The organism is Cupriavidus necator (assembly GCF_016127575.1).
GTDB classification, from domain to species: Bacteria; Pseudomonadota; Gammaproteobacteria; order Burkholderiales; family Burkholderiaceae; genus Cupriavidus; species Cupriavidus necator_D.
This window is the reverse complement of record NZ_CP066018.1, coordinates 1477477-1499705: the sequence shown is the minus strand read 5'-3', so window position 1 is coordinate 1499705 and position 22229 is coordinate 1477477. Positions and strand designations below refer to the sequence as shown.

General features: G+C 57.6%; 15 protein-coding genes and 1 pseudogene. 4 read left to right on the top strand and 12 right to left on the bottom strand.

What is annotated here, in order from left to right; genetic code table 11:
• The first annotated feature begins 5 nt into the window (after window positions 1-5).
• The 3 genes from I6H87_RS07010 (at window position 6) to I6H87_RS07000 (ending at window position 4600) form a co-directional block, all read left to right on the top strand.
• Window positions 6-2384: an McrB family protein gene (locus tag I6H87_RS07010; RefSeq protein WP_011614281.1), complete on the top strand. Its 2379-nt coding sequence runs from the start codon at window positions 6-8 to the stop codon at window positions 2382-2384.
• Between the two features lie 8 nt (window positions 2385-2392).
• The gene (locus tag I6H87_RS07005; protein ID WP_011614282.1) at window positions 2393-3745 is read left to right on the top strand and encodes an McrC family protein; all 1353 of its coding nucleotides are present in this window, start codon (window positions 2393-2395) and stop codon (window positions 3743-3745) included.
• A 273-nt stretch (window positions 3746-4018) separates the two neighbouring features.
• A complete protein-coding gene (locus tag I6H87_RS07000; RefSeq protein WP_011614283.1) occupies window positions 4019-4600 on the top strand; it encodes a sce7726 family protein in 582 nt (193 codons plus the stop codon).
• Here the strand turns inward: I6H87_RS07000 and I6H87_RS06995 are convergent.
• The 4 genes from I6H87_RS06995 to I6H87_RS06980 form a co-directional block, all read right to left on the bottom strand.
• Complete coding sequence (locus tag I6H87_RS06995; protein ID WP_157886276.1) at window positions 4557-5675, bottom strand: beta family protein; 1119 nt, start codon at window positions 5673-5675, stop codon at window positions 4557-4559. The two genes, I6H87_RS07000 and I6H87_RS06995, sit on opposite strands and share 44 nt — an antisense overlap.
• A 320-nt stretch (window positions 5676-5995) precedes the next feature.
• On the bottom strand, window positions 5996-6691 hold the full coding sequence (locus I6H87_RS06990) for a hypothetical protein (RefSeq protein WP_136227728.1): 696 nt from the start codon (window positions 6689-6691) through the stop codon (window positions 5996-5998).
• On the bottom strand, window positions 6684-7565 hold the full coding sequence (locus I6H87_RS06985) for a hypothetical protein (RefSeq protein ID WP_051398452.1): 882 nt from the start codon (window positions 7563-7565) through the stop codon (window positions 6684-6686). The genes I6H87_RS06990 and I6H87_RS06985 overlap by 8 nt, the downstream gene beginning before the upstream one ends.
• Window positions 7566-7668: 103 nt before the next feature.
• The gene (locus tag I6H87_RS06980; protein WP_011614287.1) at window positions 7669-8784 is read right to left on the bottom strand and encodes an MrcB family domain-containing protein; all 1116 of its coding nucleotides are present in this window, start codon (window positions 8782-8784) and stop codon (window positions 7669-7671) included.
• 493 nt (window positions 8785-9277) lie between these two features.
• On the opposite strand from I6H87_RS06980, the gene I6H87_RS06975 reads away from it, so the two are divergent.
• Window positions 9278-9607 carry a DUF1484 domain-containing protein gene (locus I6H87_RS06975; protein WP_011614288.1) on the top strand — a complete coding sequence of 110 codons (330 nt, stop codon included), beginning with the start codon at window positions 9278-9280 and terminating at the stop codon, window positions 9605-9607.
• A gap of 102 nt (window positions 9608-9709) precedes the next feature.
• On the opposite strand, the pseudogene I6H87_RS06970 reads toward I6H87_RS06975, so the two are convergent.
• The 8 genes and pseudogenes from I6H87_RS06970 to I6H87_RS06935 form a co-directional block, all read right to left on the bottom strand.
• A pseudogene (locus tag I6H87_RS06970) lies at window positions 9710-10963 on the bottom strand (putative bifunctional diguanylate cyclase/phosphodiesterase); the annotation flags it as partial.
• 355 nt (window positions 10964-11318) lie between these two features.
• Entirely contained in the window at window positions 11319-12314 is a 996-nt protein-coding gene (locus I6H87_RS06965) for a Wadjet anti-phage system protein JetD domain-containing protein (protein ID WP_041687082.1), read from the bottom strand.
• The gene (locus I6H87_RS06960) at window positions 12314-16732 is read right to left on the bottom strand and encodes a coiled-coil domain-containing protein (protein WP_011614291.1); all 4419 of its coding nucleotides are present in this window, start codon (window positions 16730-16732) and stop codon (window positions 12314-12316) included. Before I6H87_RS06960 ends, I6H87_RS06965 begins: the two co-directional genes overlap by 1 nt.
• A gap of 1 nt (window position 16733) precedes the next feature.
• A complete protein-coding gene (locus tag I6H87_RS06955) occupies window positions 16734-17474 on the bottom strand; it encodes a hypothetical protein (protein ID WP_011614292.1) in 741 nt (246 codons plus the stop codon).
• Entirely contained in the window at window positions 17471-19036 is a 1566-nt protein-coding gene (locus I6H87_RS06950; protein ID WP_011614293.1) for a tetratricopeptide repeat protein, read from the bottom strand. Before I6H87_RS06950 ends, I6H87_RS06955 begins: the two co-directional genes overlap by 4 nt.
• Before the next feature lie 538 nt (window positions 19037-19574).
• Window positions 19575-20096, bottom strand: coding sequence for a hypothetical protein (locus tag I6H87_RS06945; RefSeq protein WP_011614294.1), 522 nt, complete (start codon window positions 20094-20096; stop codon window positions 19575-19577).
• Window positions 20093-20707 carry a hypothetical protein gene (locus I6H87_RS06940; protein WP_011614295.1) on the bottom strand — a complete coding sequence of 205 codons (615 nt, stop codon included), beginning with the start codon at window positions 20705-20707 and terminating at the stop codon, window positions 20093-20095. Before I6H87_RS06940 ends, I6H87_RS06945 begins: the two co-directional genes overlap by 4 nt.
• Window positions 20704-21264, bottom strand: coding sequence for a PAAR domain-containing protein (locus tag I6H87_RS06935; protein ID WP_011614296.1), 561 nt, complete (start codon window positions 21262-21264; stop codon window positions 20704-20706). The genes I6H87_RS06940 and I6H87_RS06935 overlap by 4 nt, the downstream gene beginning before the upstream one ends.
• Between the last annotated feature and the right edge of the window lie 965 nt (window positions 21265-22229).

Sequence of the window (22229 nt, the reverse complement as noted above, 5' to 3'; positions counted from 1 at the left end):
GAACGATGGCTGACTATTTCACCAGTGACTACTTCAAGCTGCTGAACAAGTGGAAGGGGCAGAAGCGTGACGAGTCCAACCCCGAGCAGAACCGCGCTTATGAAGATCTGAAGAAGGCCTACGAGGTGACGGAGGCGTGGGCGGACAAGGTTAAGGCCGAGTTGTTCCCTGTCGGGCGCGTCGAGATTCGTAAGCGCCCGACCAACCAGGGCAACAACTTTGCCAGCTACAACTGGGCCAAAATCTACCCTTCATCTGAGGCGCCGAAAGAGTTGGCTTACACAGTTGGCATCGGCGCCGATGACGGCTTCGTAGTCAAGATCGATACCGTTGGGCTCGACGAATTGGACGCGACGAGAAAGGCCTATCTAGCACTGCGTGGCGCCTACAACAACACGTCCCCCTTCATCGCTACACTGCCAGCGTCCGATGGACTGGGGAAGTCGCTGGACCAACTAGTTGCGTGGAGTGTTGAAGCGATCCGCAACTTTAAGCTGCGCTACGACGAGGTCGTCGTCAAGCTGAACCTGGGCAAGAAGCTGAGCGACGAGGACCTGCTCAAGCACTTCGACGGCAAGCCAGTGTTCAGGACCTTCCGCGCCTCATGGTCTGCCCAGGACAAGGCGTTATTCTGTCGGTTGGCGCGAGTCGTTCACGCCGCCGGTCTAGATTGGTGGCACATGGGCAAGGGTGTCCAGGTGCGCTTTGGCCGCAAGAATCCTGGCAGCGAACGCGCCGTCGGTGTGCTCGGCGTGATTCGGGGCACCCGGATCCGGAAGATCTCATGGACGCGGGAACTGGGCGAGGTGCCCAAGCTTCACCGCGAGCCGTTGACGGAGCGGCTGGTCGCGAATATCGAGGCAGCCCTGTCGGCTGAGCGAGATTCACTCGATGACTGGCTGGTGCTCGACACGGAGCGTCCAGGTCTGTGGCCCGATGAACTGCGAGACGACCCGGTGGAGCCCGAAGAGGACTCCGATGAGGAGGAGCCAGCCGATAACGATGAGGTGAGGCAACCCATCAACCGCATCTATTACGGTCCGCCTGGCACGGGAAAGACCTATGAGCTGTCGAAATTGCTCAAGCGGGAGTACGAGCAGGCCATGACCGCCGTGTCCAACGCGGAATGGCGAGAACAGTTGATTGCTACTCGGATTGCTACCCTGACATGGTGGGAAGGCGCCGCCGCTGCGCTCTATGAGTTGGGCGGCAAGGCCAAAGTGGGTCAGCTATATGAGCACCCGTTCATTCAGGCAATTGCAGCAGCAAAGGGGCGCAAGCAGAACGTGAGGCAAACGCTCTGGGGCACACTGCAACACCATACGGTCGAGGATTCACACACCGTCAACACCAAGATGCGTCTCGCGCCCGCCGTGTTCGACAAGACAACGGACTCTGTCTGGCAGTTTGCAGGCGACTGGAAGGAAGCCGTTGCGGACGTGATCGAAACCGTGAAGGCCTACCAAATCGGTGCGCCGGCATCAGGTAAGGTCCAGCGCTACAGTTTCGTCACCTTCCACCAGTCTTACGGTTACGAGGAGTTCGTCGAGGGGCTCCGGCCGGTTCTCAATGGCGACGCAGAGGCTGGCGAAATTCAGTACGAGATTCGCGCGGGCGTCTTCAAGGAACTGTGCCGTAGAGCACGATCGGCACCGGATCAGCGATTCGCGATGGTGATCGACGAGATCAACCGGGGCAACATCAGCAAGATATTCGGCGAGCTGATCACCTTGATCGAGCCTGACAAGCGAGAAGGCGCCGACAACGCCGTTTCGGTGACCTTGCCGTCCGGCGACGGCTTCTCTGTGCCATCGAATGTCGACATCATTGGCACGATGAACACGGCAGACCGCTCCCTGGCGCTACTGGATACCGCGCTCCGTCGCCGGTTCGAATTCGTGCCGGTGATGCCGGATGCTCGCGATGAATCGGGCGCGCCGCTTGCGGGCCTGCGGGTCACCCTGGGCGAGCAGGTGATCGACGTACCGCGCATGCTCGATGCGATCAACCAGCGCGTCGAGGCACTCTACGACCGCGACCATTGCATCGGCCACGCATACTTCACGACGTTGGCTAAGTTCCCTGACGGCGACGAACGACTGGTGGCGCTGCAGCAGGTGTTCAGCACGCGCATCCTGCCCCTGCTCGAAGAGTACTTCTTCGAGGACTGGCAGAAGATTCGTCTTGTTCTCGCCGACAATCAGAAGCCGGCAGCTGCACAGTTCGTGGCGGAAAGTCAGGATCACGAGGACGATCTGGCTCGCCTATTCGGTAGTGACCACGGATTGGACAGCTACGGCTCCAAGCGCCGGTACGCGTTGCAGGAGGCCGCGTTTTCGAATTTGGATGCCTACATCGGCATCTACCAGACCTTGTCGACTTGATCTTCGGGATGCAAGTGAACGGCATCACGATTTTCGAATTCGAGACGCTGATCGCGGCGACGGCGGGCGTTGCAGGTACCGAGGGCTTGCACGCCGTCCCGGATGCGGTCTACGGGTGGCTTGAAGACCAGTGCTTGCGGGCTGCCGAGCAAGGGGAGGCGGCATGGCTGCGCCTGGCCCAGCGCCGCGGGCGTCGTGTCGTTCAAGTGACCAGTTTTGTTGGCGTGATCCGCGCACCGGACGGCTTCCAGATCGAGGTGTTGCCCAAGGTCGGCAAGGCGATCGGCGGCGGCGCCGTCGAGGCGCGTAAGCTTCTGATTGAAATGCTCTGCTGCCTCCAGGGCTTCCGCCACGTTAAAACCGACAGCGCCAACATTTCGGCAGCGCGGATGCCATTGTTGGAGGTCTTCGTTGCAGAATTCCTGCGCGCCGTTGACCACATCGTAAAGCGTGGGCTGCGCAGCGACTATTCAAGCCGCCAAGACAACCTCTATGCCCTGAGGGGTAAGCTGTTGATCGCGCCGCATTTGCAGCAAAACCTGTATCGGGCCGACCGATTCTTCACCGACCACGACGAGTTCACAATCGACCGTCCAGAGAATCGCCTTTTGCATGCCGCATTGCGGCGTGTATTGGAGTTATCTGCTTCGCAGCTCAACCAACTGGCCCGCGAGCTGGCGTTCGTGTTCGCGGAGGTACCAGTTTCCGCACAGCCTCAGATCGACTTTCAGCGGGTGAGGCTGGACCGTGGCATGGGTTATTACGCTGACGCGCTGGCCTGGGCGCGGCTCATCCTCGACGAGGAATCGCCTTTGACTGGCGCCGGCGCGCACTGTGCGCCGTCGATGCTGTTCCCGATGGAGGCTGTATTCGAGGCATTCGTCGCCAAGCACCTGGCGAAACAGCTGGCCCGACCGCTGATCCTGAAATCACAGGCTCGTAGTCATCACCTGGTTCGCCATCGTGAACAGAACTGGTTCCGGCTGAAGCCCGATTTGCTGATCCGGAATGCAGACCGGGACTTGCTGGTACTGGATACCAAGTGGAAACTGCTGGACGGGATGAAAGCGAATGGCACGGACAAGTACGGCCTCTCGCAAAGTGACTTCTACCAACTGCAGGCCTATGGTCAGAGCTACCTGAGCGGTAGGGGGGATGTCGTCTTGATCTACCCGAAAACCGCCTCGTTTGAGCGGCCAGTCCCGGTGTTCGAGTTCCCCAAAGTAGAGGGCCTGCGGCTATGGGTATTGCCGTTCTGTCTTAAGTCCCGCCGGCTTTTGGTTCCTGACGGCGCTCCATTTATTACTGTGTTTCCTGACAGAGATCCGGTGGAAGCCGCGAAGTCGTCAGCTGTTGGCTGACCAAGTCTGATCGGATGAGTCCGCTGAGACCAATATATGCTTCCGCAACCTCAGGTCCCCTGGGGTCCAGTGGGGACCCTCAGGCTTTCGGGCTCTACCCGGGCGAGGGGGCGTCCTGCCTCAGGCTTCCGTGGCTGCTGAAGAGCGAGCAAAAGGCTTGTTGTAAGCAATGCCCCTAGACGCACACTCGTAGCCGACAGAGTAAAATGTCTGTCGTTCTTCGAGTGCGAACTATTGAGCACATCGCTGGCGCGATCCGTGCGCAGCTCCACTATGACCAACAAGACTAGAGATCGCGATGTTCGGGCGGCCGTATTCCGGAAGGTGCTCGCCGAACATGTTGCTGACCCCAATGTGCTGGTTGTTGAAGAGCTCGGCCTGCAGCACGGCTTGTGCCGTGTTGACATTGCAGTAGTGAATGGATTTCTGCACGGCTACGAACTGAAAAGCGATGCTGACACGCTGGAACGCTTACCAGCGCAAGTTGAAGCCTATTCGAAAGCAATGGATAGGGCGACCTTGGTGGTGGGAGAGCATCACCTAGGGTCGGCGGAGTCAATATTGCCACCATGGTGGGGGATTAAGGTGGCAAGCGTGGGCAAGCGAGGGGCGGTATCAATCGAAACACACCGCGCAGTTGGAGCAAATCCTTCGGTGTCGGCCTTTCATGTCGCCCACCTACTGTGGCGTCCGGAGGTAACCAAGATCCTGGAGGAGCGAGGCGTTGAAAAACGAAGGCTCCGCGGCAACCGTCGCGAATTGTATGAGATTGCCGCGGCCTTGGTGCCACTTAGTGAGCTTCGGCAGCTGGTCAGGGAATCGTTGAAGACCCGAACAACGTGGCGACATCCCTGATGACCTTGGTGATATGTCGGTTGTTGCCGACCGAAGGCCATGTCGATGTGCCGCCCGTCGTTTCGGTGCCACTTGCGCACCCATGGATATATGCATCACCCCATGAGTAAGTCGGTCCTGGGAAAGCTGCTGACGGGTTGGCAATCAGTTCTTGGCATAGTCCTTGAAATTGACCCCTACCATGCTTCTTCACTTGGGCACCAGTGTGAACGAGCCATTCGCCATCAACGGTGTACTTGATCTTCGCGTTTGGATCGAGCACACGCGGATCGAGTAGCTCGGTCTGTGGGTGTGAAACCGAGTAGTCCCCAAAAGTTGGAATGCGCAGGCCACCCAAGTTTGTCAACAGGGCGTTATATGCGTTCCACTCTGTTCTTGGTGTGAGTCCATGCGGACGGAACTGTGCCGCTGGTAGAGCGCTGGGAAACGCCGTTGCGGCAACTGTTACAGATTTCCAGTCGTTTAGCCAGGGCGTCTGTTGAAGCAGTGCCTTCCATGCGAGACCTTGCGCGACCGGTGAGCCGCTGATGTCCTCCGCCATGTCTATAACGAGGTGTGAGTCGGGCGGCCCCACATTTAGCCGAGCAAACAAGTTTTGAAGGTCATTCAAAATAGAGGCACTAAAGTCCTCAGCGGAAAGACGAACGCACGCGCCCCGCTGATCTTGAGCAACGATGTTGTGTACCGCTGCGTCATAGTCTGGATGGCGGCCAAGCCCAGTAACCGGTATCGGTGAAGCTCCTTCATTCCGAGCTTGTTCGAACAGGAACTCGAGGTGATGCTGTCCTGTTGACATTTGTGCGACACCATCGATGTAGCATGAGTCGATAAAGCATCGACGAGTGTCCCATTTACTTTTGAGGCGGTTTCCAAAGCGCTCGAGATGCTCATCTAAAGATTTTGCGGGCGTTTCTGTTTCGAAATCCCATGGCTCAGTAGGAATTTCTAGTAGCGGTGTTATCCATTGCTTGGCGGCATCGCTCAAGCGCCATAGTGCCTGGTACTCGCCTTGCCTCCATTTGAGAATTGGAACGTAATGGATGTGATTGAACCGTTCATTGGTGTCCAAAGGCATTTGTCCCCTCCAAAAACAGCAAAGATGTGCTGATTTGGTATTTTTGGTAAATACTGCTTTGGTGGGGAGTCGAAAGCTGGTTTGAGCTGGGTCAATAGGCGTCGTCCCCGAAAACATTGGTCTCTACGACCAGCTGTTTCCGATCAAATCAACGGCTCGACCAGAACGGGCGACCGCCTGCAGCCGCTTGTCTGATGAGCGAAGGCGGCGTCTGGCGCAGAAAGCAAAAACGGCGCGGGGTTATGTGGCCTTACGCCGTTCTGATCCAGGCACTGGAAAGGTGCTGCTGATAGAGCATAGCCGAATGAAATCGAGAGGAATTAGTCAGCATCGATGGAAAAAGCGAGCTCACCGGTCATGGCCGTCAAGCACACTTGCAAAGGCACCACCCTCGATAGTGCATATCGAATGGAGTTCCGGTGGCAAAAAAAACACAAAAGCGTGCTAACGGAGCCAACGATCAACTCTAGGTAAGAAAATTCTATTTTGGAAAGATTTGAGTGGTTAATAAATATCAGATAAATGGATGCGTAAACTATAACTGCTGAAATCGAAAAGAGGGACTCGCTCAGCATTCGCTTTGAATGATATTTTTTTAATCTTCTGGTTAATTCGGTGCTGATTGAATCTCGAATTGGTCCGCGATCATCTTTATCCAAACCCTCCATAGACTTCGCTGCGACAGAGATCCAGCGTAACAGTTGCTCCGATATCCGGCTCGATTCAAATGATTTGCGTAGTGCGAGTTTTAATATGTAGGTGTTGATTAGCGCTAAGAAGAAACACGCACCCACTAGGACGATGCCGACACTCCAAAACAACCCATCGCTGATGGCAAACAAATTCTTCAGGCCCAACCCTGATAAGGCGCCAAATGCCGATGAACCAGAGCCCTCGGCTAGTCTCTGAAAAACGACGGCGGTAACAAAAATGAAGCCAATCTGACTGATTGGCACAATATTTAGTAGCAGCTCAAGGCACTGCTCTCGAAGATTGTCGATCGATTTCTCAGCCATCAGTAAGAATCTTCACGAATTGAATATCTCCCGCGACGGGATCGAACGAGTCGTACTCCACAATAGGACATGCCACAATTGTGAGATTCTCCCGATCCATATAGGGGACTAGATCCGAGTAATCCTGCTCGCTTTGGATGAATAACGCCAGGTCGCGATCATTCGCCGCATTAATGAATTTGCCTTTGAAGTTTGCCTTTTGATTGTGCCCCCGATCCAGTGCTCTTAGTCTGCCATGGTAGATCACAGGATTTCCAAGTTGCCGCTGACTGACCACCTTCTTGAAAGCGATTGCCTCCTTCTGGGTAAAAGTGAATGTTTCCGTGCGTTCGCGGTAATTGGGCTTTAGGGAAATCTTTAGAATTGCATCCGGATCCTTCCTTACCGGGCTAAGCATATGATCAATATTCTTATTAATCGATTTGTCACCATAAGCTCGGGTGGCCAATTCATCGGGGGCTTGCAAGAACTCGTCAAATGTCTGCGGAACCAAAATTACGTTATCTACTTGATTTTTTCGCGCCTCGATCTGCCGTTTAATCGAGAATATCTCTTGCTCCCCACCCTCTATGGCCGAACGATAGGGGTCTGCAATTGCCTGTCGTAGTCGCTTAACAATGGCTTCTCCTTGCTCAGAGAGGAACTTTATTATATAGCTTCCCTTTTCCGGGTCCCCAACTATAAAATCTGCGTCATCGTAGAAGGCAATTGGCAATCGCGCATGCTTCCAGATATTGCCATATTTTATGTCAAGATAAGCGCGGTCAGCGGCGGCTTGAATAGAGATCATCGATCGCCCAAGGACGCGGAGCGAAACGTGATTGTTGTCACGCAAAAAAGAACCGTCTAACGTAAGTTGAATGGTCGATGTCATTAACTATTGATATATTCAGAGGGTCAATGCTATCCCGTTGTTTGGAGGCAAAGCCGGCGAGCTTCAAAAAGAGTTGCTGACGGGTAATCTCCAGCTCTTGCGTTCAATCTTCGTTATCGAGTATGTCATTGCTGTAAATGTGAAGCAATATTTCCTCCTCGATGAAAATTTGCTTCTCCTGGAGCCGATCCTTTCGTTGTGACAGTAGCCGTCGCAAAGGACTGCGCCTTTCGGATGCATGCCCATGGTGCAAGCGCTGATGACAAGTCGGGCAAAGTGCAATGATATTCGCTGTAATGTCGAGAGAGAATTGAAAATCGGCCTGCCTGCTTAAGGGGATAAGGTGATGCGCCTCGACGTACGGTACATTCTTCGAGCTGGATTTGAATGTTTGGTGCTCGGGGAATAGCTCGCACCGGTATTCTGCACTCTTTACTGCCTCAGCTGCTACCAATGGATCTCGTGGATACTTCCACGAGCCGCCGTTTCCCCGCTTCGGCAAGACGGGTACACCTCCTGGAGGTTCGACAAATGGCGGACAATCTTTTTTTGTGGTCGCTGTTGCTTTTTCAAGCACTGCTTTTTGAAACTGGGTTTCATTGACTGGCACCAATGCCTGCAGACTCGGACCGACCTTATTCGCCAGCGTATCGTAGTGCCCCAGCAGTGATCTGAAGTCTAATTCTAGGCTGTCGGGCGTTGGCAGTGCGGAGAAATCGTATCGAAAGCTCTCAATTGCACCTCGCTCGTAGCCTTTACCCAAAGCCCTGCTGGCCTTTAGGTCGATTGGTCCTTTAACCGTGCCAGCGGCCGGCACAAAGGCCTCTAAGGCTAGCTCGGCTGCCCCCCTAAGCTTGTGAAGTGCCACCTCTACCCCATAGGCATTCTTGAGAGTTGTAACCCCTTGATTGAGGCTCAGGTAACACGACTTCATGTCCTCTGAAAAGAGAAGGACGATGTAGTACCCGTTTTGTGCTGATGTTGTGATCTCGAGGTTGAATACGCCAATCCAAGGAACGCCGGCGATATTCCCTTGACCATAGGAACCTTCGACCTTGAAAGCTCCACGCCGCTCCAATCTCTCCAATATATCAATGAAGAACTGAGGTAGCGTCTTGCTGATACTTATCTGATCCGGCGTATTAGCGTTTCGAGCTTTACCGCTAAGAGCGGACTTAGTTGCCAGATAGTTCTCCATGACCACAGACAGGGATTGCATCGGCTTTCTTTCGACATCGTAGAAAGCTTAAGGATATAGCGAAATCCGATGGCAGAATCGGAAATTTCCCCCTGCTGTCGAGGAATCATCATTTCCCTGCGGCAGACTCTCTTGTCAGAATCCGCGTCAAACTCGGCGAGCTCGAGGCGTCCTGGCAAGCATGTGAAGGACCGTACTTGGGCTTTACACATGACGGGTGGAAGGCCGCTTTGAGAGTTCGCTGCATTGTTCCGTGCGGACTGCCGTTGGAAACTGGCAGTGTCACCACAGCAATGGTCGACCAGGTTTGACAGCCTGACCACGTACACCGGACGAGCAGCGAAGCGGTATCCTCTCGTCTTTCGCCTACGTACGCCCCGTAAGGGGCGGGCCGCGGCGGGGGAGCCTTCGGGCTCGCCGGTGGTACGTGCCGGTCTGTCAACCCTGCTTCGTGCTCGCCCACCCGATTGACAGCGGACGACGAGCCTCCATCTTCTACGTACCGGAGGTCATGATGCAGTCCACCACCCCGGCTCCCCAAGAGCCCACCCTAGCCCAAAAGCAAGCCCAACTAGCCGAAAACCTGGCCAAAATCGACCGCGCCCAGGCCCGCCGCCAAGCCAAAGCCGCTCCACCCCCGCCCAGCACAGCCATCACCCTCGAGGACCACATCCTCGAAGCCACTGACGACATCCTGCGCGTCAGCGCCGGCCTTCAGTCCTTCCTGACCTTGCTGGAGCTACAGAGCGACACCATCCCCCAAGGCATCGGCCTCCACGCCCTGCTTTTGCCTCTCAAGCAACAGCTGGTCGACACCGCCGACCGCCTGCAGGCACTGGTCTGACGAGGGAGAGCCTGCTTACCCGCCCAACGGATGAGCAGCGCTGAAAAACAAACGGCGCGAGCCAACTGGTCTCGCGCCGTTCGCATCCTGGTGCGGTGGCAATCAAGTCACGGCGCTCACGTAGGCCTCGAACGCGCTGGCCTCAACCGGCGGACAGAAGAAGTGGCCTTGCCCGTAGTCGCAGCCGGCAGCCAGCAGGATGTCGCGCTGCGACTCGGTCTCGATGCCCTCGGCAATCACGCGGATGCGCAGTGCATGCGCCATGCTGATGATGGCGTGGCACAAGGCGACGTCGTCCGGGCCCCGCGTCAGCGAGCGGATGAAGGACTGGTCGATCTTAATGTAGTCAATGTCCAGACGCCGCAGGTACGACAAGGACGAGTAGCCGGTGCCGAAGTCGTCGAGCGCGATCTCGATGCCGGCCGCCTGGAAGCGGGATAGCTGGTCCATGACATCGGCGTTCTGCTCCATCAGCGAGCCTTCGGTGATCTCGATGACGAGGCTGCCCACCGGCACGTTCCTGCGCTCGATCATGCTGGACCAGGACTCGGGCCCGCTCGCAGGCGCGCAGAACTCCACGGGGGATTTGTTGACCGAGATCTGGAAGCCCTTGCCCAGCAGCACCTGCCAGCGCGCAAGCTGGTCCAGCGCTTCGGTCAGTACCCAGCGGCCGATGTCGATGATGAGGCCGGATTCCTCCGCAACGGCAATGAAATCGGCCGGGTGGATCGGCCCGCGCACCGGATGGTCCCAGCGGATCAGGGCCTCGGCCTTGCAGACCTTGCCCGTGCGCAGATTGACAATAGGCTGGTAGTGCAGCGCGAACTGCCCGGACGCCAGCGCCGTGCGCAGGTCCTGCGTGATGCGCAGGCGCTCCCTCTCCGCCTGCAGCAGCGCCTGGGTGAAGACCTTCCAGCGATTGCGGCCCTCCTCCTTGGCGGCAAACATCGCCTGGTCGGCGCACACCAGCAGGTCCTCGGCGTTGTCGGCGTCCTTAGGCCAGGTCGCCACGCCGATGCTGGCCGACACCACCACCAGCTCGCCGGCCAGGCGGTAGGGCGCGGCAATCCGCTCCAGGATCGCCTCGGCAATGCCCCCGGCAACGCCGGCATCGCCCACCGCGGGCAGGATCACGGTGAACTCGTCGCCGGCCAGCCGCGCCACGGTACCCGATGGTTGGGCAGCTCCGTGAGCGCATCGAAATTCGCCTGGTGCCGGATGACTTCCTCCGCCTGGCGCTTCAGCTGCCCATGGCGGCCACGCCCGCAGGCGGTCGACCAGCCCCGCCGCATTGCTTGCGCCGCTGACGCTATAGCCCGGGCGGCCACGGATCTCCTCGGCTGTATAGCCGGTGGCGGTGGTCCCCGGCTGGCCGCCCAGCCACTGGATCGGCACGACATAACGGACGCAGAAGCCTCAATACTCCCTCAACGCCCATCCACTGATCGCGGCGAAGTACTCACGGAGCCAGGCGTTATATTGAAGGTGGAGCGGCGTTTCATGCGCACTAAACGCCCCAAGCAGCCGAAGCCGACGATGACGACTTGTTCGATCACGCAGACCTTTCCGCCCAAAATGGCGGTCGACCATCCCGGCGCCGGGCCGGGCGCCTGGTTTCATTCGTTATGTCTGGACTTGCCAGAAATGGCGAAGGCAATACTATCGCGCGCAATGGTCGCCGCCAAGCATGCGCTTCCTTTTGCGATCCCGCTCACAGAGCGCTTAGCTGCTCGAAACCCAAAGCCTCCTGTGGAATCCAGCACTCTCCCCGCCATAGCTCCGCGAGTTCCTCGCCTAAGGTTTCTCCGAGCCAATCAATGGCGGATTGCGGGTGAGCGTTTGTGCAAACAGCCTTCTTTCGCCGAAACCCATGCGACAACAGCCACTCATACCACTCCATTGCTGGCGCAACCTTGGGCTCATCACTCGCCGACGAGCGGTTAAAGTCAAGCGGAATGCCGATGCCTTTAGGATCCAGGTCTCCTAGATACAGGACATCGGTGCCCTTCACTTCATGTAGAACCTGTCTTAGGGCTGCTCCCGTGCTGCGAAATGCCTCCCCGGCACCGTAGACGACCGCTGAATATCGTAGGGCTCGCTGATTCCACTCACCGAAGCTCCAGTAGCTGTTGTGGTTTTCGACGACGAGCAGCGGTTTGCCCGATACGGGTGCCGGTCGGTACGGAAGCGGTAGAGGCACGGTGAACGCACCTAGCGTATCAAGCGACAATCGGCCTGAGAACAGTGTGTTGCCCTGCCTCATAGCGTCGAGCCGCTTCTCGTCTCCAAAGATCTCAAGCGAACGTTCCTTGATGGGGATTCGCTGGAGGTTTCCGCGGCGTTGAAGCAGGAACTCGTTAATGCACTTTGCCGCGGCGAGTTGGGCGCTCGTTAGCTCAGGCCAGAAGCCCAGCTCTGGCACCCAGGGAATTTTGGAGAAATCCTCCTTCGGCGCCTCATTGTGCGTGCGAACGAGTTTGATCCACATCGGCAACGCCGGCTGGCCGACTTTCTCCCAACTGGCGCGAGCTGGCAGCATTATGGCGCCGGTTGCGGCCAGCGCCTGAAGGGCCTGCAGCAACATGCGGCTACGTTCGGGGTGGTTCTGAATCTCCGGATACAGCTCGAAGTACAACTGCTTGAGCTGCACAAGCTCCACCCTCTTGCGTGGAGATGCCTTCAGTCTGGCGAAAAATTGCGCCGGCATCAGGCTGCCTCAATCGTACTAGGCGCCGCCAGCTCTGGATTGGCCATCTCCTCATTGAGGCGGTAGCGGACAGACTCCAAATGCCAGCGCCCCGTCTTGCTGTTCTGCCCAGCGCGTCGTAGCCGGACGAAGGCGGAGAATTCCGCCAGGGCATTGTAGTCCTGGATGGCAGTGGCAAACACCAACTGCACCCCCATGGATTGCGCGAGCAGACGCTGCGCCTTCCACATGGTCGGCGAGGTGGCCTTGGCGAACGGGTTGTCCAGGATAAGCGGGCCGCCGGCAAGCTTGTGCAGCTTGGCTTGGGTCTCCGCGCGTAGCTGGGTGATGACTACGTAGAGAAACAACGCCATCACCACACCTTCGCCACCAGAGTTGGAAATCTTCTCCACCGGTACGTACTGTTGGCTTTCGTCGATAACCATGCGTAGCACCTGTAGGCCCAGCGGGCGGCCGCCGTACATTCGAAGCACGGCCTCAGCCACTAAGTCCGAGCCCTTGCCCGGAGGCACGTTAGCCTGAATCAGACTGTCCAGGTAATGCGTGAGCGCCTGTCGTCGGCTCTCGACGTTGATGGCCGCGAAGTTCGCGCGCATCTTCAGGACTGCCTTGCCTGCGACATACGGCGCGGTGGCGGGCACACGCTTGTCAATGGCCGAGTTCAGCAACCCCAGGGCAATGCGAGACAGCGCCAGCATTTCCTCGACGCAGGCATCGAAGTCAGCCTGCATCTTGTCCAGGTTGTCCTGGGTGGTATGAATGCGATCCTCGAGACCTTCCAACAGCCGGGCGGCATCGCTGCAAGCCGCTGTGAACTCGTTAGCCAGCATGGCAATCGCAAGCTCCGGCTCGACTTTCTGGAGCTCGGGGTCGCCGGCGGCCAGCTTGACCGCATCGAAAACCGTACGCGCATTATCGCGAGCCCGGTCGCATAGGCCCGATTTAGCGCCGTGATTCTTGACGGCGCGTGTGACTTGGTCGCTCGCGTCCTCCTCGAGCACTAACTCGCCAAGCTGTTCGAGCAGCACTGGTGGCTGTCCCGTCAGGCTGGCGATCTCCAGTGCAAGCAGTTCGGGGTTCGGCGTGGCCTCCAGCTTCATCGTGCTCTTGAGCAATTCCGCCAGGCGGTCGTCCTGGCCAGCGGCTTCTCCGAGGCGCATGGCGGTGCCGCGCGCCCGGTCCGCCACGTCCGATGCGTTCTTTTGGCGCGCGCCGGCCTCTTCACTCATGCGCACTGCCTCGTCCTTTCGGGCATCGAGGGCAGCAGCATCCAGCGCCTCGATGTCGGGAGTGGCCGGCGGTACATCGCGATTATTCTTGTGCCAGTCTTCTGATGCGTGCTCGGCCGCGCCCTTGGCTGAAACGGCGTCCAGGTGTTCCTTGTTGACGAGCGTACGTTTGGCTTCCAGACCAACCAGCATGGCACAGTGGTCCTGTCCCTCGAACGGCGCTACATGAGTACGCGTGACGCCGGGGTAGTCGCGGGTGTATTCCTGCTTTTTCTCGTCGCGGCGCCTGCGTGCTTCCTGCATCTGCACTTCAAGCACACCCAGCTGATCCTGTGCCTTCGCCTTGTAAACCGTCAGCGCATCGGAGTACGTCCCACGCAGCATCTCCAGGTCTCGGGGATTGGCCTTCAAATGCTCATCGGCGGCCAGTGTCTTGTCGTAGAACTCAATTCTGGAACGCTCGCCGGCCAGGTTGTCGGCGCTGTTCTCGGCCTTGATGGCGACTTTGCTCTGTTCACGCGTAATGTCTTCAAGACGCTGGATTTCATCCTCGGTCGCCAGGCGTCGGACCTCGAGATCTTCCAGTATGACTTCGAGCTCATCGAGACGGAGGAGCCGCTCCTCGCGGTTGGCCTCATACTCTGCCATGAAGCGTTGAAGTACCTGAAGATGGGAGCATGCTTCGAGGGCCAGGCGGTCGCATTTGACTGCGGCCTCGTTGCTTATCTTTGCTTCTGCCGCTTCCGCGGCCGCCTTCTCGCGAGCCTTTTCCTTGCGCTCCAAAGTGGAGCGCAGCTGACTCTGAAGCTCATTGCGCCGGAGGTTCGCCGCTGCCAGTTTGCCCTCACCAAAGCGAAGCACATAGGTTTGGAGTGCCTGCATCGCGGCCAGTGCGTCAGTCTGGCGCTGATAATATCCGGCGCGACGATTTTCTTCGAGGCGGATGGTTTCCGACAGGGTGCCGGCCAATGTCTCGGCCGCGGCCCGGTTGTATGCAGCGTCGCTTGCTGCAGGTACCACCAGGCGAGTGGGGGCGGCAGCTGCTGATTCGAGAGCAAGGGGGGAAACCACCACCGGACGGGTCAGCTTCTGGCCATGCCATTCGATGCCACGGGCTTTTTCCATTTCACTTTGTGCAACGGAAACCCCCAGGAAACGAGCCGGGTCGCTCAGCACCAAGCCACGAGCGCGCTCCGCGTCCGGTAATGCGTCAGCAAGGTATTCGTTGAAGGGGCGGGCCGAGCGCACGCCGGCCTCACGTAGTCGCGCTACGACACGCGCAACATCTGGACTGCTACCAGCCACACCTGTTTCGTGGATGGCTTGCATCGTCGCGTGCAATTCGGCCAGGCGCACATCGCTTAGGGAGATTTCCGAGGCGGACGCCGCCGCTACGCGTTCGAGCACCGACGGCAATGCAGGGGAGTCTGGAGACGCTGTGTCGGATTCGACAGCTAGCAGGATCGCCGGTAGTTGTGACAGCCGCTCGCGCTCGGCGGTACCCTCGCCGATGAAGTCTGCGGTGGACTGAATCTCGCCTTCGAATCGACCTGCTTCGCTGCCCAGGCGCACTTCCTCGCTGCTCCAGTGGCCCTGTTGCTGTTCATGCTGGCTTTGCGCAATCTTGTGGGCTGCTTCCTCTCGCCGCATCTGCTGCTCGGTCTCGCCCCAGCGCGCCACAGCTACTTGAGTCACTTCGCCAGCGTCGGACAGGAGCCCCGAGGTGACCATGCGAGTGTGCTCGCGCTCCCAGGCCTTTTCCAGCTCGGTAAGCTTGGCTTGTTCGTTGACTGCGGTGCGCCGACGCTTTTCGTCTTCGGCAAGTGCCGTCCGGTGCCCGGTCACTGTGTCGTTGCGGTCTATGGACTCCTTCTCAATTTTGCGCTGCGTCTCGCGCAGGGCCTGTTCGTGCTTGAACAGAGCGGTGCGAAGCAGCGCGCCTTCCGTTTCCAGCTGGTCGCGAAACGGCTGCAAGCCTTCCTTGGCGAGGTCGGCCTGAGCCTCAAGTGTCTGCAAGCGCTTATCGGCGGCGTCCACTTCCGCCAGTACCCGTGCAGCCCTCACATACTTGATATCGTTTTGCAGGTCTGTCAGGCTCAACGCGGCTTGCTTGGTGCGCTCCAGGGCGGCGCGCACGGCGCGCACGTGAATCAGGCTGGCCATGCTGGCGGCTTGGCTGCTGTAACCAAGCACGTCGGACGCGGCGGTCGCCGCCACGGCCCGCTGGTCGCGTTCGAAAGTTAGCTCGGCCTGTTGCTTGCTCCGCCGCGTGTTCGCCCGTTCGTGTAGTGCCAACGCCAATCGCGCGCCGTTGACCAGCACACTCATCTGGTCGGCCAGGGATAGTCGATAGGCGTGCGCTGTCTCCTCAAAGGATCGAAGCACGGCACGGAACTTCGTTAGCTCCGTAAGCTTGGCCTGATAGTGAGGCTTGCGACGTAACTTGTCGCAGGCTGCTGCGACGGCGTCGCGCACGGCGGCGGCCCTTTGTGCGTCCAGCGTCAGATGAAAGAACTTCTGCAGAAAGGCCGCCTCGCTGGAAAAGTTCAGGAAGCCGGTATCGAAACCGCCCTCTTGCACGGAGAAATTGACCTGCATCTGCAGCATTTCCAGGTCGATGAGACGCTCTTCACGCAGGTGGCGCTGCCAATCGGCTTGTTTGCGGGTGACATAGACGTCGGGGTGCTTCCTCTGTTCTTCGTGTACCCAGCGCGAGAATTCCGCCAGTGATGTCACCGGGGCGGTGCCGAGCTTCGGCGCGGGAATCATTTCAAGCATCAAGCCGCTTGTTGCTTCAAAGCTGAAGAACATCCGGTCGCTCTCCGGCACGTCGTTGCCCGCCTTGATGGACACCACCTGACCCACGACCAGTCGGTACGGCTCACCGCCAGCCGTGCGCGAGGGCATCTCCCACTCCACCAGGATGAAGCCGGGCAGGCCGTCTTGCGAAAAGTACTGCGAGAAATGATTGTTTTTGCTTTGCAGATGCTTGAGAAAGCGGTCCTGGCCCGTGTCAAAGCACGAGAAGATCAGGCTGAGCAGCGACGTCTTCCCGCCTCCGTTCTCGAGGTTGATGATGGTGTCGGTCGGTTGGTGCGTTTCCGGATCCGTCAGGTCGAACAACAACCCGTCATACCAGGCCATCAGGTAGCCGCAGTTTCCCAGATAGATACGCGATATTTTCTGCATACTATGTCTCCGTGGTCGTCGCCGGCATGCGTGCGGCTTCCTGGGCGATGTCGAAGAGGCGGCGCAACGCGATCTCGCGCAACTGCACACGCAGGCGATGCGTAGCGGTATAGGTCACCGATGCATCGTCATCGGCTTCTCTGTCCAGACGTACCAGGCCATGTGTTTGCATATGGCCCAGCGCGAGCTTGACGATACCCACCAGGGAGTTGACCGAGGCACGCTGGCCCGCCGGCAGCACCAGAGGCATGGCTGATACCGACTCCCAACCTGGTGCAAGCTCAGGCGGGATATCTGCCGGCGGGTTGGACGACTCCCTGAGGCGCCGAGCCAAGGCGTGCAACGTGTCTCGGCAGGTTGACACAAGCGCCGGCGGGGGAGTGTAGTTATCGTCGTCCAGACCATCGGTGGTCGGAAAAAAGACCGCAGCGATGGCCACGTGCGCCAGCAGCAGGCTTGCCTTCTGTGCGGCATCCAGTCCGGTGCGAATGTCGGTCATTCGGATGGCAAAGCGGCTTTCGCGCGAGGCGGGTACGATTATGAGTCCGCGCTCGCTGACGTCCAGGATGATGAGCTCCATGCCCGTAGCCACGTCTTGTACCTGCGCGGCAAAGGCAGGGTTGGCCCGATACTGCGCAAGCAACTGGCGGTATTCCTGATCGTTGACCGGCGACAGTGTTGTGTGCAGCGCCTTATAGACGAGGCGAGCGGCTTGGCGCACGCCGATTTGGATATCGCTCACGAGTGCCTCTCTTTGGGAGTAAAGCGCAGATTGGTTCCGCGTGCCACATCGGCAATGAACTCGTCCAGTGCGTCCGCCCGCATGTTCTTGAATTCTGTCTCCGAGTGGGAGTACGCCCGAAACAGCATCAATACTAGACAGCGTCGAATAGTGCGATCGAACCCCATGTCCTCGGCTTGATCCAGCAGTTCATCTAACCGCCAGGACTGCCCCAGCGAGAATCTCTCGGTCAACCAGTCCGTCACCTGTCGGATGACGGCTTCATCGAACTGAAGAGGGGGTGGTACGAATGGCGTGATCTCACCGTCGTCTTCCCCTGGGTCGCCGTCTTCGACGCGCTGCTCGAGCAGCAGCGAGAACAGCGAATTAAGGTCATACACACGTGGCAGCGCCGGCGAATACATCGCACTGAGTGCGTTTTCAGCCTGCTCGGCCAGAATATTGACAGGCAATTCAATGAACTGCGGTAAGAGCCGTGTCTCCAGGTCAGGCAGTCCGGTGGCGCGCCGGGCCCGAAACAACGTACGCTGTGCCTCCAGGAACCGGTCATTGGCGCGGCTAATATCTCCCACAAGTTGCGAACGCAGCATGCTGGCACCTTGCAGCGTCTTAAGCAGGAGCGCCAGGTTCGCGCGCGCCTTGGGTTCCTCGGCCTGTCGCAGGGCCAGCAGAACAGACTCTTCCATCCGCTGGTCCTCTGCCTGGCGCTGTCGCACATGTTCTCGCGCCCGATCCAAACCAGCGCTGATATCGCGCTTCCAGTTGACTGTGCCTGGCGCGCGGTAAGCTTGATACAACCTGTCGCGGATGAGCTGGCGATACTCGATTGACAGCGTGCGGGCGCGTCGGGCAATTTCCAACGCAGCGTCGAATCGGCCGCGCTGCACAAGTAACTCCAGCATCTTCTCCATTAGTTCCTGCGCGTCCTCCGGCGAGAGGTCAAGCATGCCAAGGTAGACGAGGTATCCTTCTGCGGTTGGCTTATAGCGGTAGACATCTTCAATGTCAGGCTCGTAGGCGACTAACCGAAAGCGAATGCTGCGCGTGGATTTATGCGTTGCATGGAAGTACTCGAATGAGAATTCTTTGTACCCGTTGGCCTTATTGTCCAGCGCTGCGAGCACGGTGTCCGCGACCTTGCCCGATTGAACCGCTGATAGCGAAGGCTTCATTGCCATGACGGTGTCTGCTATGTGAGTGAGGACTTCGTCGCTGGTACAACCCGTTGAGACTGTCGTTCCCTCCATCATGCGGTCGAGCGAGCTTAGCAGGAGGTAGTGGGTGTCGATTCCCTCAAAGAGGGTGCCATCTTCACCAATGCGCTGCTTGTTAAGCTCAAGCTGAAAGAGGGGGCGCAGCAGCAACAGGTTGCGCTGCTGGCGGGATAGGTCGATCAGCCCCGATGAGGGGGCGAGAGCGCCCATTTCTATCGCATCGGGTACTGTTGCCCCACCCTGTTCGCTCATCTGCTCCAGAATATCGCTTTCCAGCGGAGCAAATTCGTTGGAGGAGGTACTTTGGCTATGCATAGCCAGGGTGTCGCGTGGAGGAGTCACACTCATAGCTACTCATAGTTGGTGCACCTCGATAACAGCGGCACGCGACGATCTCCGAACCTTGATAAACGGAGGCATGGGGAATTCATGCCAGACTAATCTTCGCATTTCCTTATCCCAGCATTAGAAACTCAGCCGCCGCGTGGAGCGCGGAAATGGCGGCCTCCGCAAATACCGAGATCCTACACGCTTATGCGTCGGTAACTAAGGGGCACGCCATTTGGATTAGAACGTCCATAGCGAAAGTATATAGGTCCTCTCGTCCAGATCGACGCCGCTTATGCGCGTCTGCCGTGCCTCGGATCCGACCTGCCCCGGCTTGCGGTTCGGTGCGAACCCGTTCTTGGCCAGCGTTTCATCGGCGCCGTGGACCGTGCCGATTTTTTAGATTTCGCGCGCTGCGCGCTCCTTCGTCGTTGGCTACGTCGCGGCCGAACTCACGCGACATGCGCACCGGTTGCTCGATCTGCGACACGGTCCCATCTTGCGGTCGCGGCGCTGGGTCCAGATGTGTCCTCGATGCCGCAACGCATATGTAGGCCGGCTATCTCGGGATATTGCGGATATCCCGCACGGAATAGTAGAGCCCGCTCATCTTCAGCGCCTTGCTGGATGCATTGAGCGGAGCGATATAGGCAGCTCGTATGTTTTGAAACGAGCCGCTTCGCCCCAACCCCTCAAAGTTGGATGCCACGCAATAGTAGGCTCGCGCTTTGTAGCGCACGATTCCGTAGACCGCCTGAGCTGGATCGATTCTCTCTGGATTTGCCTTCCCTACTCGCTGGGCTTTCAGGATTGACACCCTTTGTGAACCAACCACGAGGAAATCCGGTTGGCTGCTGGCGCTTGATGCATACCCATAGGCGATTCCTTTATGCTGATAGCTCAGGACCGAATATCCAGGTATCTCGTCGTCGATGACCGTAGCGTCACCACCAAGCTCTTGGTATTTCGCAGCCTTGTAGCTTTCCATCAATACGCAACTATCAAAAACCTGTGATGGCACTTGTGCGAAGGCGGGGGGGACTAGCGCCAGGCCGAAAAACAACACCAATATCCGCTTCATAGGTACTCCTTCGCGTGCGTATATCTTATGTAATCCGGGTTTTGTTTCCAAAAGATGGTGCCGCCATAAGCGGCCGTCGACTGATAAATGTGATCGTATCGCCAAAGCTCTTCCTTCCTTGTCTCGATTTTTCCATTCACTTTGATCTTTGTGGTCTTTATCTTCTTTACTAACTTTGTGGATTCCTTGATCCCGTAGATGTTGTGGGATGGATCCGTGAACCTTATTCCCTTTGCCACCTTGAAATGGTTCTTGTAGTTGGACCTGATGTCCGCGCCATCCCAGAAGTATGCGCCATTCGAATAATCCTCCCCTCCATTCAATGCATTTTTTGCCGCCTTTACTGCGTCAGACATTGACGGAGAGTTCTCTATCTCCTCGTCCTTGGCCGTCATAAGCTTCGCGTATCGCTTGTTTCCATCGGCGACAACGTAGGAGAAAGATGCCTCCTTAGCGGTGAATGCGGCGATCGTGCTATATCCTCTTGCTCTACTTTGCCGAACCATCACGTTGGCCAAGGCGGCCATTTCCTCAAATACATCGGCCGTCGACGACTCGCCATAGGCCATCGCAGCAAGCAAGCGCGTTTCGGAATCAAGCTTCTCTGTCATGCTCGCTCCTGCCCTGTCTTGTCGAGCCACATAACAATGTGAATGTCATGACTACCTTCGAAAGAGATGGTTCGCCCGCTGATCATTCTTCTGTTTCTGGCTAACTGCTCGCCATTTGCAAACAAGTCATAGCGATAACCCTCCACAGGCTGCCCATCCTCGTCAGTTATTTCAAAGTACTGCTCAACAATATCCTGAGAGTTCGAGAGGGGCTCCAAAGATGAATCACCGTTCGAGCCAGCGGAAAGGTAGGCCGTGCCAGATTTATTTACTTCAATTGTGAAGCTGATCTGGGATGGCAGGACAACTGGCTTTGTCTGGCATTTACAATACACTCGGGCGCCACTCACCAGCACTTGCTTGCCGCCTATATCGAAAGCCGGATAACAGTCGTTCATCACAGGACCGCCAGCTTTGCATGCCGGGCAGGTCGCATAGTCACCTTCTACGGCCAAGGCCACGCCATGATCAAGAGAGTTGCGAGCAGTGCCGTTGAGCACGCCGTCTGTACTGGTTTTGTCGCCGTTTCGTAGTGCGTAGCGAGTGTCAGGCATCATGACTTCGGAACCTCCTCAGGTTATCCATCCAATGATTGCCTTCCATATCTAGCGAAAGATACTCAGAAGAAATTTGAGCTACGTCCTAAGATTCGCAAATATTGCAAAATTTTCACATTCGCTAGCGCGAACCGGCGGGCAAGCCGGTCGCTGTGCAGAGCCTGCCGGTGTCAATCGCCTCTGCGGTCGGAGCCCGTCGTAGCAGGATCTGCACGACGGCAAGGGGCCTTCCGCCGGGCCGTCGATGCAGTCAGGAGCATCGGGCAACGGTATCAGACAGGGTGGATCCTGCAGGAATGCGCTGCCGAGAGTCAGGCACATGCCGCTTACCGAAGATTCCGCGTATCCCCTAGACAATTCCCATGCCCAGCAACTTTTCGTTCCGGTATAGCTGAAGGGCTTTCCCATATCACCATATTGGCCTGGGCTGGCATCAGAGGGATTGCGATGAGCGTTAAGTCGCGGCTCGTGTGCAGTGTCGACCTTGTGGCCATGCTCCTGGCACTGGACGGAATCCTCTATGCGGTGGCAATTCTGTTGACGCCGTCGGCGGCATCATGCTATTTGCGCTTGGTCTAGGACTTGGGCACGGGTGGATTGCGTTCAGGTTGTCGTGATCCGAAAAGCGCGTGATTGAGGAACTACCTACAAGAGGGACCATGAATGTGGCGCGTCGGAGAAACTGATAAGAACAGGTCCTACGTTTTGTGGCTAGGTTCCGCAGCGGTTGCCATTACCCTATTCAGCCTGATCGGCGGCTATCGCCTGGATTTCGAAGGCCGGGTCGCTGCGAAACGTGTTGCGCTATACCAGGAGTGGGAAGGCATGCTAGACCCTGCGGCAAAGGTCGTTGGCTATGTTGAGCCTAGGACCGAATGCCGGTTGTTTCAGGTCGGCGCGAAATCGATACCGAACTTCCGGGTCAGGTGTGGCAGCCTGATCGGTTGGACAGCCGAAGGCTATTC